This is a genomic window from Stenotrophomonas sp. GW821-FHT02D01, assembly GCF_059421765.1.
On record NZ_JBWKVP010000002.1, the window covers coordinates 508,026 to 520,916 of the forward strand.

Annotated in this window: 10 protein-coding genes; 8 read left to right on the forward strand and 2 right to left on the reverse strand. The window is 66.5% G+C overall.

Going from position 1 to position 12,891, the window contains the following annotated elements; all coding sequences use genetic code 11:
* Positions 1-365: 365 nt before the first annotated feature.
* From AC07UW_RS07135 to AC07UW_RS07155, 5 genes are all read left to right on the forward strand, one after another.
* On the forward strand, positions 366-1,541 hold the full coding sequence (locus AC07UW_RS07135; RefSeq protein WP_025874255.1) for a phosphoglycerate kinase: 1,176 nt from the start codon (positions 366-368) through the stop codon (positions 1,539-1,541).
* Entirely contained in the window at positions 1,538-2,206 is a 669-nt protein-coding gene (locus AC07UW_RS07140) for an HAD hydrolase-like protein (RefSeq protein WP_495211720.1), read from the forward strand. Before AC07UW_RS07135 ends, AC07UW_RS07140 begins: the two co-directional genes overlap by 4 nt.
* Before the next feature lie 181 nt (positions 2,207-2,387).
* Positions 2,388-3,854 carry a pyruvate kinase gene (gene pyk / locus AC07UW_RS07145; protein ID WP_032975201.1) on the forward strand — a complete coding sequence of 489 codons (1,467 nt, stop codon included), beginning with the start codon at positions 2,388-2,390 and terminating at the stop codon, positions 3,852-3,854.
* Between the two features lie 197 nt (positions 3,855-4,051).
* On the forward strand, positions 4,052-5,056 hold the full coding sequence (locus AC07UW_RS07150) for a class I fructose-bisphosphate aldolase (protein ID WP_025874258.1): 1,005 nt from the start codon (positions 4,052-4,054) through the stop codon (positions 5,054-5,056).
* A gap of 135 nt (positions 5,057-5,191) precedes the next feature.
* A complete protein-coding gene (locus AC07UW_RS07155) occupies positions 5,192-6,295 on the forward strand; it encodes an ABC transporter substrate-binding protein (protein ID WP_495211721.1) in 1,104 nt (367 codons plus the stop codon).
* Between the two features lie 72 nt (positions 6,296-6,367).
* On the opposite strand, the gene AC07UW_RS07160 is transcribed toward AC07UW_RS07155, so the two are convergent.
* Both AC07UW_RS07160 and cysK read right to left on the reverse strand, forming a co-directional pair.
* Positions 6,368-6,964, reverse strand: a complete 597-nt coding sequence (locus tag AC07UW_RS07160) for an O-acetyl-ADP-ribose deacetylase (RefSeq protein ID WP_025874259.1) — start codon at positions 6,962-6,964, stop codon at positions 6,368-6,370.
* A gap of 322 nt (positions 6,965-7,286) precedes the next feature.
* Positions 7,287-8,246, reverse strand: a complete 960-nt coding sequence (gene cysK / locus AC07UW_RS07165) for a cysteine synthase A (RefSeq protein ID WP_099820853.1) — start codon at positions 8,244-8,246, stop codon at positions 7,287-7,289.
* 208 nt (positions 8,247-8,454) lie between these two features.
* Between cysK and AC07UW_RS07170 the strand changes: the two genes are divergently transcribed.
* From AC07UW_RS07170 to AC07UW_RS07180, 3 genes are all read left to right on the forward strand, one after another.
* Positions 8,455-9,438 carry a LysR family transcriptional regulator gene (locus tag AC07UW_RS07170; protein ID WP_495211722.1) on the forward strand — a complete coding sequence of 328 codons (984 nt, stop codon included), beginning with the start codon at positions 8,455-8,457 and terminating at the stop codon, positions 9,436-9,438.
* 626 nt (positions 9,439-10,064) lie between these two features.
* Positions 10,065-10,493 carry a DUF2946 family protein gene (locus AC07UW_RS07175; protein ID WP_495211751.1) on the forward strand — a complete coding sequence of 143 codons (429 nt, stop codon included), beginning with the start codon at positions 10,065-10,067 and terminating at the stop codon, positions 10,491-10,493.
* 72 nt (positions 10,494-10,565) lie between these two features.
* Positions 10,566-12,629 carry a TonB-dependent copper receptor gene (locus AC07UW_RS07180; RefSeq protein WP_495211723.1) on the forward strand — a complete coding sequence of 688 codons (2,064 nt, stop codon included), beginning with the start codon at positions 10,566-10,568 and terminating at the stop codon, positions 12,627-12,629.
* Positions 12,630-12,891 lie beyond the last annotated feature (262 nt).

Genomic DNA, 12,891 nt, shown 5'->3' on the forward strand with positions numbered 1-12,891 from the left:
CCGCAGGAAAACGGATCCGACCCCTTCTTTCTTCATCCGACCCCAGAAACCGCCTTTGCTTTTGCCTTTGCCGTCCGCTCCGCCTCATGAACCTGTCGAGGCCGGGGTGGTGTGGGGTCGCGGGGGCGTAAGCGCCATGGATGGCGCGCCCGAGCCTCCAGGGATGGATTCACGGCGTCCCCTGCGGGCCCACACCGCCCCGGCCCACCCACAGCACAACGAAGCGCCAGTGCTTCGGCCGTTGCCGTTGCTGTTGCCGTTGCTTCGAAGCCTGCCGCAGGCAGCGGCGCGGCCGCCAGCCGCACCCGATACAATGACCGTCTGCCGAACGCCGGCATCCCATCTCCAGAGCCAAAGAGTTGCCCATGTCCATCGTCCGCATGACCGACCTCGACCTCTCCGGCAAGCGCGTGCTGATCCGCCAGGATCTGAACGTGCCGATCGAGAATGGCCGCATCACCTCCGAACAGCGCATCACCGCTTCCCTGCCGACGCTCAAGCGCGCGCTGGAGCAGGGCGCGGCGGTGATGGTCACCTCGCACCTGGGCCGCCCGAAGGAAGGCGTCTGGAGCGAAGCCGATTCGCTGGCGCCGGTGGCCGAGCGCCTGTCGGTGCTGCTGGGTCGCGAGGTGCCGCTGGTGCGTGACTGGGTCGACGGCGTCGACGTGCAGCCGGGCCAGCTGGTGCTGCTGGAAAACTGCCGCATGAACGTTGGCGAGGGCAAGGACGATGAAGCCCTGTCGAAGAAGTACGCCGCCCTCTGCGATGTGTTCGTGATGGATGCGTTCGGTACCGCGCACCGCGCGCAGGCGTCCACCCATGGCGTGATCCGTTTCGCCCCGGTCGCTGCCGGTGGCCCGCTGCTGATGGCCGAGCTGGATGCGCTGGCCAAGGCCCTGGATGCGCCGGCCAAGCCGCTGCTGGCCATCGTCGCCGGCAGCAAGGTCAGCACCAAGCTGGAGCTGCTGGCCAACTTGGTCGGCAAGGTCGACCAGCTGATCGTCGGTGGCGGCATCGCCAACACCTTCATCGCGGCGGCCGGCTACAAGGTCGGCAAGTCGCTGTACGAACCGGACCTGCTGGATACCGCCCGGAAGATCGTGGCCGACGCCAAGGCGCGGGGTGCGGACATCCCGCTGCCGGTGGACGTGGTCACCGCCAAGCAGTTCCTGCCCGACGCGGCTGCCGAAGTGAAGGCCGTCGATGCGGTGGCCGAGGATGACCTGATCCTGGACATCGGCCCGCAGACGGCCGCGCAGTACGCACAGCTGATCGCCAAGGCCGGCACCGTGGTCTGGAACGGCCCGGTCGGCGTGTTCGAGTTTGAAGCCTTCAGCAAGGGCACCGAAGCGCTGGCCCGCGCCATCGCCAGCTCGCCGGCGTTCTCCATCGCCGGTGGTGGCGATACCCTGGCCGCGGTCGACAAGTTCGATATCGCCCAGCAGGTCAGCTACATCTCCACCGGTGGCGGCGCGTTCCTGGAATTCCTGGAAGGCAAGACGCTGCCGGCGGTAGCCGCCCTGGCCGCGCGCGGCGCATGAGCGTCGATCCGCGGGTGGACGGAGAAGAGCGTGCAACGCTCTTCTTCGACATGGACGGCACGCTGATCGATTCGGAAGTGGGCATCACCACCTGCATCGCCTACGCGCTGCAGAAGATGGACCACCCGGTGCCGCCGCAGGAAACGCTGCTGGGCTGGATCGGCCCATCGCTGCGTACCACGTTCGCGCCGCTGTTCGGTGATGCCGAACGGGTGGAGCAGGCCGTGGCCTTCTATCGCGAGCGCTTCGACGTGGAAGGCTGGCGCGAGCACACGATCTATCCGGACATCGAAGCGGTGGTACGCGCGCTGCACGCACGCGGCCATCGCCTTGCGGTGGTCACCGCCAAGAACGAGCCGCATGCCCGCCGCATCGTCGAGCATCTGCCGTTCGGTGACCTGTTCGAGGACGTGATCGGTTCAACCCCGGATGGCTCGCGCAGCAGCAAGCCACAGCTGGTGGGCGAGGCGCTGCATCGCCTGCGGCTGGCGCCGGAGCACTGCTGGATGATCGGCGACCGCCGCATGGACATCGAGGGCGCCCGTCACCACGGGTTGCGCAGTGTGGGCGTGCTGTGGGGCTTTGGTGGCGAGCAGGAGCTGACCGAGGCCGGTGCCGGGCAGCTGGCCCGTGATCCGGCGCAGCTGCTGGCCTTGCTTGCCTGAGTTGGACGATGCCGCGCGCCGGGCCTTGCCCGGCGGCGTTTCCGCTGCCATCGACCAGCGTATGTCCGGAACATGTCCATGCGATGTCCCGCAGAGTCAGGCAGCACAAGGCTGTAACCGTATACATGGGACGTGAAGGATGTGCTAATTTCCGTCCTTTAACGGGAGAGGCCCATCCATCATGTTCGAGCGTCAGCGTCGCACCAAGATCCTTGCCACCCTCGGTCCGGCTACCGATCCGCCGGGCGTGCTGGAGGATCTGTTCCGCGCCGGCGTCAACGTGGTGCGCCTCAACTTCAGCCACGGTGACCCGTCCGGCCAGGCCAAGCGTGCCGCCGATGTGCGCGCCGCCGCGCAGCGCGTGGGTGTGGAAGTGGGCATCCTGGCAGACCTGCCGGGCCCGAAGATCCGCATCGAGCGCTTCGCCGAGGGCAAGGTGCATCTCAAGGCCGGTGACCGCTTCGACCTGATCGCCAGCACCGATGCCGGCCCCGGCGATGCCACCCAGGTGGGCGTGAGCTACCTCGGCCTGCCGCAGGACGTGACCGCCGGTGACGTGCTGTTGCTCGACGATGGCCTGATGCAGCTGCAGGTGGTGGAAGTGCAGGGCGAGCGCATCATCAACACCGTGCTCAACGACGGTCCGTTGTCCGATCGCAAGGGCCTGAACAAGCAGGGCGGTGGCCTGTCGCTGGGCGCGCTGACCGAGCGCGACAAGGAACTGATCGGCATCGTCGCCAAGATCGGCGTGGATTTCATCGCCGTATCGTTCTGCCGCAATGCGCAGGACATGAACGATGCGCGCGAGATCGCCGAATCGCACGGCTGCTACGCCGCGCTGGTGTCCAAGATCGAGCGCACCGAGGCCATCGAGAACCTGGAAGAGATCGTCGACGCCAGTGACGTGGTGATGGTGGCGCGTGGCGACCTCGGCGTGGAGATCGGCGATGCCGAACTGCCGGGCCTGCAGAAGAAGATCATCAAGGCCTCGCTGGCGCAGAACAAGGTGGTGATCACCGCCACCCAGATGCTGCAGTCGATGGTCGAAAGCCCGATCCCGACCCGTGCCGAAGTGCTGGACGTGGCCAACTCGGTCATCGACGGTACCGATGCGGTGATGCTGTCGGCCGAAACCGCCGCCGGTGCGTATCCGGTCAAGGCGGTCGAAGCGATGGCGCGCATCTGCCTGGGCGCCGAGCGCCAGTTCCAGACCGAGACCGACTTCGGCGCTTCGCCGCGCAACCTGGAACGTGCCGACCAGGCCATTGCCATGGCCACCATGTTCCTGTCCCAGCACGTGGGCGTGCGCGCGATCGTGGCGATGACCGAATCCGGTGGTACCGCGCGCTACCTGTCGCGTTTCCGTGCCTCGGCACCGGTGTTCGCGGTCACCCGCCACGACGGCGCCCGCCGGCAGATGGCGCTGATGCGCGATGTGTTCCCGATCAACTTCGACAGCCGGGGCTTCACCCCGCGCGAAGCCGCACGCGGCAGCATCCGCCTGCTGGTGGAGGGCGGCATGCTGCAGGCCGGCGACCGTGTGGTGTTCACCAGCGGTGAGCACATGGAAACCCACGGCGCGACCAATACCCTGCGCCTGCTGGAAGTGGGCGAAGACGGCCGCGCCAGCGGTCTGGGCGACCTGTAAGAGGTGGCCACATCGGGTCGGAGCCGCGGCGCGGGTCCGACCCGGGGTCAGATCCCCGAAAGGGGCTCTGACCCGATCCGGCAGGACATTTCCTGTCCCGCACAGACAGTGGAACCGGTTCCATCCGAGCCTCCACGTCGGGGCAACGGATAGCGGGGCTATACTTACGTTTTTCCCGCACCCGCCACAGGAAGTACATGAGCATCGAACAGCTGGCTGAAACCGCCCAGGCCATGGTTGCCCCGGGCAAGGGCATCATCGCGATCGACGAATCCACCGGTACCATCGCCAAGCGCTTTGCCAGCGTCGGCATCGAGAACACCGAAGAGAACCGTCGCGCCTACCGCGAACTGCTGCTGACCACGCCGAAGCTCAACGAGCACATTTCCGGCGCCATCCTGTACGACGAGACCATCCGCCAGTCGACCAAGGACGGCGTGCCGTTCGCCAAGTACATGTCCGACCACGGCATGATCCCGGGCATCAAGGTGGACAAGGGTGCGCACCCGCTGGCGGGCTGCCCGGGCGAGCTGGTCACCGAGGGCCTGGACGGCCTGCGTGAGCGCCTGCAGGAGTACTACAAGCTGGGCGCGCGCTTCGCCAAGTGGCGTGCGGTCATCAACATCGGCGAGAGCATTCCGTCGGGCACCTGCATCGAGTCCAACGCACATGCGCTGGCCCGCTACGCCGCGCTGTGCCAGGAATGCGGCCTGGTGCCGATGGTCGAGCCGGAAGTGATCATGGACGGCGAGCACGACATCGAGACCTGCTACGAAGTCACCGAAGCCACCCTGCGTTCGCTGTTCGACGCGCTGTACCAGCAGAACGTGCTGCTGGAAGGCACCATCCTGAAGGCTTCGATGGTCATCTCCGGCAAGGGCTGCGACGAGCAGGCCGATGTCGAGGAAGTGGCCGAGTCGACCGTGATGTGCCTGAAGAGCACCGTGCCGGCGATCCTGCCGGGCGTGGTGTTCCTGTCCGGTGGCCAGAGCGATGAGCAGTCCACCGCCCACCTCAACGCCATGAACCAGATGGGCAACCTGCCGTGGCCGCTGAGCTTCTCTTATGGCCGTGCCATGCAGCAGGCGGCACTGAAGCTGTGGGCCAAGGACATGAAGGGCAACTACGCCGCAGCACAGAAGACCGTCTACGAGCGCGCCAAGGAAAACGGCCAGGCGGCGCTGGGCAAGTGGAACGGCTGATCCGCCGTTGCGCAGCATGAACTGAACAAGGCAGCGCCGGCATCACGCCGGCGTTTGCTTTTGCCAGTATCGTTGCCGCCTCCCGCACGCCAGGCCAGTGCGGGGGGCATACATGGAAGGCCAAGGAGAAGGAACATGCGTATCACCGCAATCACGCTGGCCGTGGCCACCGTGCTGGCTGTCGGCGGCTGCAACCGGATGGGTGGCAGCACGGACATGGGCAAGGCCCCCTCGCTGGAGTTCGACAAGCCGGTCTCCGGCGAAATCACCTCGCGCAGCGGCGTCAATTTCAACGATGGCAGCCACCATCAGCTGTACCAGCTGAAGCTGGAAGACAAGCAACTGGTCGGCATCACGTTGACTGGTGCGCTGCGCGGCTCGATCGCCGTGTTCAACAATGGCGTGCTGGTGGCCAGCAGCAACTCGGGCTACGAGCGCGGCAACGACGTCTCGCTGGCGTTCCGCGCCAACGGCACTGGCAGCTACCAGGTGGCCATCAATGCCGACGGCCCCTCCGCCTTCGGTCCGTACCGCCTGCGCGCCGAGAAACTGGTGCCGTATGACGGCAAGCCGATGGTGGCCGAAGGTGAGATCGCCGACCTGCTGGTCTCCAAGTCGCAGGATTACACCCTGCAGGTGGACAAGGGGGGCATGTACGAAATCCGCCTGGAATCGAAGGCGTTCGATACGGTGCTGAAGCTGGATGGCAACGGCGTCCAGTCGGAGAACGACGATGGCGGTGATGACACCAATTCGCGCATCGGCATGCCGCTGGAACCGGGCAAGTACACCCTGCGCGTGCGCAGCCTGGATGAAGACAGTACCGGCGCTTTCAAACTGACGGCCAAGCGCACCGAGCTGCCGGCCAACATGGTCATGCGTGATGGCACCTCCCTGCCGAACACCGGCAGTGTGTTTGCCATGCTCGATGGCGAAGGCCGCCGCCGCTTCCTGCTGAGCCTGCCGCGTGCGGCCGATGTGCGCCTGGACGCGATTTCCAGCCAGGTGGATACGGTACTGCGCGTGGTCGGCGGCGACGTGGAGCTGGTCAATGACGATGGTGGTAACGGCACCAACGCACGCGTGGAAGAATCGCTGCCGGCCGGCCACTACACCGTGGACGTGTCCAGCCTCAGCGATGAAGCGGGCATGGTGGAAGTACGCGTGCAGATCGACGGCGCCGCTTCGGCCGCGGCTGCTGCGGCGACCGCCGATGCAGCCGCTGAAGCGACGGACTGACGCCGCTGCAACGGATGCAAACGAAAAGGCCGGGCAATGCCCGGCCTTTTTTTTCCCACGTCCGTCGTTGTTTCAATGCGCCGGCACGAAGCCGGTATCGCCCAAGGGCGACAGCAGCGAACCGCGCCCGCTGTCGGCGACCTGGCCTGCGGCCGACAGTGCCTGCTGGTAGGCCTTGGCAGTCGCTGTGTTGAACGCCACCAGCACGATCCGCATCGGCTGGGCGTGGCTGCGCTGCCAGGCGAGTGTTTCGGTGACCGCGATCTGTGCGGCCTGGTACAGCGGATAGCCATACACCCCACAGCTGATGGCCGGGAATGCGATCGACTGCAGGTTCAGTGATTCGGCCAGCTGCAGCGACTTCCAGTAGCAGTTCGCCAGCAATGCCGGTTCGTCGCGCTGGCCGTCGTGCCAGACCGGGCCGACCGTATGCAGTACGTGCCGTGCCGGAAGCGCATAGGCATCGGTTGCGCGCACCTCACCGGTCGGGCAGCGCACACCGGGGCGCAGCTCCGGCAGACGCTCGCACTCGGCCAGCAGGCCAGGGCCGGCCGCACGATGGATGGCGCCGTCGACACCGCCGCCACCGAGCAGTGATTCATTGGCCGCGTTGACGATCGCATCCACCGCCAGGGCCGTAATGTCGCCCTGCCACACTTCGATCTTCATGCGTCCGTCTCCTGCCTGTAGTTGTTACGCGCCGTGCCCACGCTGGCTGCACCCGCATCTTGCGGGACAGGGCATCGATGCTGCGTCATGACCGTCTCATGCACTGCGATCCGCGCTGTTCATGCACGATGGCCGGCGGCGCCTTCACGCAGGCTGAAGCGAGCGCCGCACGCGGGCAAAACGAAAGTTTTCGGGGTGAATTTCTTATGATTTCTGGGGAAAGCTGTCCGCTTCCGTCGGCAATACCCAGACAGGATCACCCAAATAGCAAACGCCCACCGCGAGGGTGGGCGTCATCCTGCTGTCATCGACAACGCGGCGATCAGGGCAGACCGGCCAACCAGTCGTCGTCCGAACCTTCATTGACGTCGGCGAACAGCGGCGTGGAGAAGTAGCGTTCACCGGTGTCCGGCAACATCGCCAGGATCACCGCGCCCGGTTCGGCGCGATCTGCCACGTCCAGTGCGCTCGCAACCGTGGCACCGGCGGAGATGCCGACGAAGATGCCTTCCTCCGCCGCCAGCCGGCGGGCGGTGGCGATCGCGCGGTCATCTTCCACAGTCACCAGTTCGTCCACCACATTGCGGTTGAGTACATCGGGCACGAAGTCCGGGGTCCAGCCCTGGATCTTGTGCGGCTTCCAGTCATCGCCCTTCAGCAAGGCGGCGCCGGCCGGCTCGGTGGCGATGATGCGGGTGTCCGGGCGGGCGACCTTCAGTACTTCGCCGACGCCGGTCAAGGTGCCGCCGGTTCCCCAGCCACTCACGAAGTAGTCCAGCCGCTTGCCGGCGAAATCACGCAGGATCTCCGCGGCGGTGGTGTTGCGGTGGTAGGCCGGGTTGGCCGGGTTGGCGAACTGGCTGGCCAGGAACCAACCGTGCTCCTCGGCCAGCTCGCGCGCCCTGCGGACCATGCCGCTGCCGCGCTCGGCGGCCGGGGTCAGGATGACCTTCGCACCGTAGGCACGCATCAGCTTGCGGCGTTCCACCGAGAAGGTCTCGACCATCGTCGCCACGAACTTGTAACCGCGTGCGGCGGCCACCATCGCCAGGGCGACGCCGGTGTTGCCCGAGGTGGCTTCGACGATGGTGTCGCCCGGCTTGAGCAGGCCACGCTGTTCGGCATCGAGGATGATCGCCAGCGCCAGGCGATCCTTCACCGAGCCGCCCGGGTTGAAGGACTCGACCTTGGCGTACACGGTCACGCCCTGCGGCGCCAGTCGCTGCAGCTTGACGATGGGGGTGTTGCCGATGGTGTCGAGGATGGAGTCGTACAGGGCCATGGGAGCGCTCCAGGAACAGGCCGCGCCGGGCTCGGCGGGCGGAAGGGAAAAGGGCTGGCTGTTCAGGCCAGCGGCTGCCGGCTGACCGTAGCGCCGGCATATGACGCCCGGAAATGACCAGATACCTTTCTTAAACAACCTTTGGTTATAAGCTGGTGACGGCAATTGACCCTAGAGTGGACTTCCGCCCCCACATCGCCCGCCTGCCATGACGCTGACCCAGCTGCGCTACCTGGTTGCCATCGCCGACGCCGAGCTGAACATCACGCTCGCCGCCTCGCGCGTGCACGCCACCCAGCCTGGCCTGTCCAAGCAGCTCAAGCAGCTGGAGGACGAACTGGGCTTCCTGCTGTTCGTACGCAAGGGGCGCAGCCTGGAGTCGGTCACCCCGGCTGGCATCGAAGTGATCAGCCGCGCCCGCGCGGTGCTGTCCGAAGCCAACAACATCCGCACCTACGCGGCCAACCAGCGCCGCGAGAGCCAGGGCCAGCTGATCCTGACCACCACCCACACCCAGGCGCGTTTCGTGCTGCCGCCGGCGGTGGCGCGCATCAAGCAGGCCTATCCCCAGGTCAGCGTGCACCTGCAGCAGGCCGGTGAGGCCGATGCGCTGGACCGGCTGAACCAGGGCGATGCCGATATCGCGATCATCAGTACCGCCGGCAGTGAACCCAGCGATGGCATCGCCGTGCCGCTGTTCCGCTGGCGGCGGCTGGTGGTGGTGCCCAAGGGCCATCCACTGGACCGCGCCGGGCGCGCACCGGACCTGGCGGCATTGTCACGCCAGCCGTTGATCAGCTACGAATCCTCGACCCGTCCCAACTCCTCGTTGCAGCGCGCTTTTGCCGCGCAGAGCCTGGTACCCGATCTGGCGCTGACGGCGCTGGATGCGGACCTGATCAAGACTTATGTGCGTACGGGTCTGGGGGTAGGTCTGCTGGCCGAGATGGCGATCAGCGCCAACGACGAGGATCTGCGGGTATGGCCAGCGCCGGCGCCGATCACCGAGTGCATCGCTTGGGCGGTGCTGCCGCGCGATCGGGTGCTGCGCGATTACGCGTTGGAGCTGGTGCATGTGCTGGCCCCGCAGATCGACCCGCGCGACCTGCGGCGGGTGTTGGATGGCAACCAGGCCGCGTCCTGGCCGGTGCCGCCGACCTGGGAGTCGCTGACCCAGACGATCACGGTCTGAGGGGTGGTCGAGCAGGGCTGCGCCCTGCACCTGCTACGACATTCAAGCAACAACAACGGCAACAGCAACGGCAACAGCGGGCATTCCGTGGGATGGCGGGGCGGTGTGGGTAGGCAGGACACGCCGTAAACCCATCCATGGGGGCACGATGGCGCCATCCATGGCGCCAACGGTCCTGCCTACCCACACCGCCCCGCCTCTGACAGATTCCGGCGGCCGTTGGTAGGTGTCGACCTTGGTCGACACGGTAGATCCACGCGATGCGTGGATGAAATCTGTCAGATATCGAAATACATCTGGGGTCAGATCCGTTTCCTTCGGAAAGCGGATCTGACCCCAAGAGCCGTTCCAACAGACCGCAGGAATCTGTCGAAGGCGGGGTGGGTCCGGTTGCGGGGGCGTGAGCCGCATGGATGCGGCGACCGAGCTTACATGGACGTACTTGCAGCGGCCCCCGCAACCGGACCCACCCCGCCTACCCACAGGAAGCCAGCTTTTGATGTTGCTTCGGCTCTTGCCGTGGACGTGGCCTCTGCGGGTGCAGGGCGCAGCCCTGCCGATAAACCCCCTCCTGCGACGGTTCGTCGCACAGTGCCTTCTGGAGGCACCTCTACACTAGCGCGGTGATCCGTACCGGCTGCCTGCGTCGAACCCTGCTCCAGCTCGCCTTCATCGCGACGCTGTTGATGGTGCTTGCGCCGCTGGTCAGCCGTGCGCTACAGCAGCAGCCGATGGACCATGCGGCGATGGCGGGCATGGACCACGCGGCCATGGGCCATGACATGCACGAGATGGGCATGGCCGGGCACGATGACCATGCTGCTGCGCCAGCGGCCCCCAGCCCGCCCGCCGATCCGCACGCCATGCACGGCGAGGCCTGCGAGTACTGCGTGCTGGCCATGCGCCTGCTGCCGTGGCTGGCCGTGCTGGTGCTGCTGCTGCCCTTGCTGTGGCGGCCGAAGCCGATGTTCCCATGGTCGCAGCCGCGACTGACGCTGCTGCATTGGCCGGCACATGCCGCGCGTGGCCCGCCGCTGATCTCCACCGTCCGCTGATTTCCCTATCGAATCCGCCGCACGAGGCCTGCAAGGGCGTCGTGCGCGCGTGCGTACCTTGGAGCTGTTTCCATGAAAATGACTTTCCCCGCTGCGGGCGCCCGTGCGCGCCTGCCGTTTGCGCTTGGTGCTGCCCTGGCTGCCCCATTCGCCCATGCCACGCCCGCTGAAGAAGCGCGGACGCTGGATACGCTGGTGGTCACCGCCGCCGCGCCGTCCTCGCCGCTGCATTGGGTGACCGATCCGCGCCTGCCGCGGCAGCCTGTGCCAGCCAGCGATGGCGCCGATTACCTGAAGACCGTTCCCGGCTTCTCCGCCATCCGCAACGGCGGCACCAACGGCGACCCGGTGCTGCGTGGCATGTTCGGTTCGCGCCTGAACATCCTCAGCAACGATGGCAATCTGATTGGCGCGTGTCCCTCGCGCATGGACAACCCGCTGTCCTACATATCGCTGGAGAGCTTTGACCGGCTGACCATCATCAAGGGCCCGCAGAGCGTGCGCTGGGGCGCGGGTGCCTCTGCGGGCACCGTGCGTTTCGAGCGTGATACCCCGCGTTTCGATGCGCCCGGGCTGCGTGCCGATGCCAGTGCGCTGGTCGGCTCACGCAACCGCAACGACCAGGTGCTGGACCTGACCCTGGGCAATCCAACGGGCTACGTGCGTGCCAGCGGCAATCGCTCCGAAGCCGATGACTACAAGCACGGCAACGGCGATGTGGTTCCGTCGAAATGGCGCAAGTGGAATGGCGACGTAGCGGTGGGTTGGACGCCTGACGCCGATACCCTGTTGGAGGTCTCCGCCGGTGCCGGCGATGCGATCGCGCGCTACGCGGGGCGCGGCATGGATGGTGCCGCGTTCGAACGCACCAGTTACGCCGCACGCTTCGAGAAGCGCAATCTGCCCGGGGCGTGGGACACGCTGCAGGCGAACGTGTACTACAACGAAGCCGACCACGTGATGGACAACTACACGCTGCGTACGCCGAACCCACACAGCATGATGCCGATGCCGATGGCGTCGAACGTGGATCGCCGCACGCAGGGCGGGCGCATCAGCGCCGAATGGCGCTGGCAGGACGTGCAGCTGGTGGCCGGCATCGACGGCGAAGATAGCCGGCATCGCGGCCGCATGGGCATGGGGCGCGATACCTACAAGCAGGCGGACTGGAACACCGACGCCGATTTCCGCCGCTACGGTGCATTCACCGAACTGACCCTCGGCGTGGACACCGGGCAGCGTTGGATCGGCGGGCTGCGCATCGATCGTGCCAGCGTGCGCGATGCGCGTGCCGACATCGGCGGCATGATGATGGCCATGCCCAATCCCACCGCCGGCCAGCGCCGCAGGGAATGGCTGGGCAGTGGTTTCCTGCGTTACGAACAGGACCTTGCCGACGGCCTGACCTGGTATGCCGGGCTGGGCCACAGCCAGCGCATGCCCGACTACTGGGAACTGTTCTCGCCCGATCAGGGGCCGGCAGGTGCGGTGAACGCGTTCGCTGGCATCCAGCCCGAGCGTACCACCCAGCTCGACGTCGGTCTGCAATACAAGGGCCCGCGCGTGCAGGCCTGGGTCTCGGCCTATGCGGGGCAGATCCAGGACTACATCCTGTTCACCTATCGCGGCAGCGGCATGATGGGCATGAGCCAGGCTGACAATGTGCAGGCGCGCATCGCCGGTGCCGAGGCCGGCCTGCAGCTGCGGCTGGACGAGCAATGGAAGCTGGGGGGCACCCTGGCCTATGCCTGGGGCGAGAACCGCGATCAGCATCGACCGTTGCCGCAGATGCCGCCGCTGGAAGCACGCTTGAGCGCTGACTGGGAAGGCCAGCGCTGGAGTGCCGGTGCGCTGGTGCGCGCGGTCACCCATCAGCATCGGGTCGCGGACGGGCAGGGCAACGTGGTCGCGCAGGACCTCGGGCCGAGCAGCGGCTTTGCCACGCTGGCGCTCAACGCGGCCTATCGTTTCAGTTCGCAGCTGCAGCTCAGCGCCGGTGTCGACAACCTGTTCGACCGTGCCTACAGCGAGCATCTGAACCTGGCCGGCAGCGCCGACTTCGGCTTCCCCGCTGACCCTGTGCGCATCAACGAGCCCGGCCGCAGCCTGTGGATGAAGGTGAACTACCGGTATTGATCCGCCGGGCATGGCCCGGCGCTACCGGTGCGGCGGGCAAAGAAGGCCTGCGTCCAAAGAAAACGGGGTCGGATCCCCGCCAGGTTCCGACCCCGCCCGGCGCCCTCGGCCAGGCCCCTCGACTCTACGACGGCATCGCCCCTGACGGGATGGCCTGATACATCCCGACATACGCCGACACTGCGTCGGTGCCCCCTGCATGGAATGGGCACACGGCGCTATCGCAGCCCCCGTTCCACGCCGGTAAACGCTTGGCACATAC

Excerpts from the sequence above, each read along its gene's own strand:
- AC07UW_RS07150 (WP_025874258.1), top strand. The coding sequence starts at position 4,052 with ATGAGCATCGAACAGCTGGCTGAAACCGCCCAGGCCATGGTTGCCCCG.
- AC07UW_RS07135 (WP_025874255.1), top strand. The coding sequence starts at position 366 with ATGTCCATCGTCCGCATGACCGACCTCGACCTCTCCGGCAAGCGCGTG.
- cysK (WP_099820853.1), bottom strand. The coding sequence starts at position 8,246 with ATGGCCCTGTACGACTCCATCCTCGACACCATCGGCAACACCCCCATC.
- pyk (WP_032975201.1), top strand. The coding sequence starts at position 2,388 with ATGTTCGAGCGTCAGCGTCGCACCAAGATCCTTGCCACCCTCGGTCCG.
- AC07UW_RS07170 (WP_495211722.1), top strand. The coding sequence starts at position 8,455 with ATGACGCTGACCCAGCTGCGCTACCTGGTTGCCATCGCCGACGCCGAG.
- AC07UW_RS07155 (WP_495211721.1), top strand. The coding sequence starts at position 5,192 with ATGCGTATCACCGCAATCACGCTGGCCGTGGCCACCGTGCTGGCTGTC.
- AC07UW_RS07180 (WP_495211723.1), top strand. The coding sequence starts at position 10,566 with ATGAAAATGACTTTCCCCGCTGCGGGCGCCCGTGCGCGCCTGCCGTTT.
- AC07UW_RS07160 (WP_025874259.1), bottom strand. The coding sequence starts at position 6,964 with ATGAAGATCGAAGTGTGGCAGGGCGACATTACGGCCCTGGCGGTGGAT.
- AC07UW_RS07140 (WP_495211720.1), top strand. The coding sequence starts at position 1,538 with ATGAGCGTCGATCCGCGGGTGGACGGAGAAGAGCGTGCAACGCTCTTC.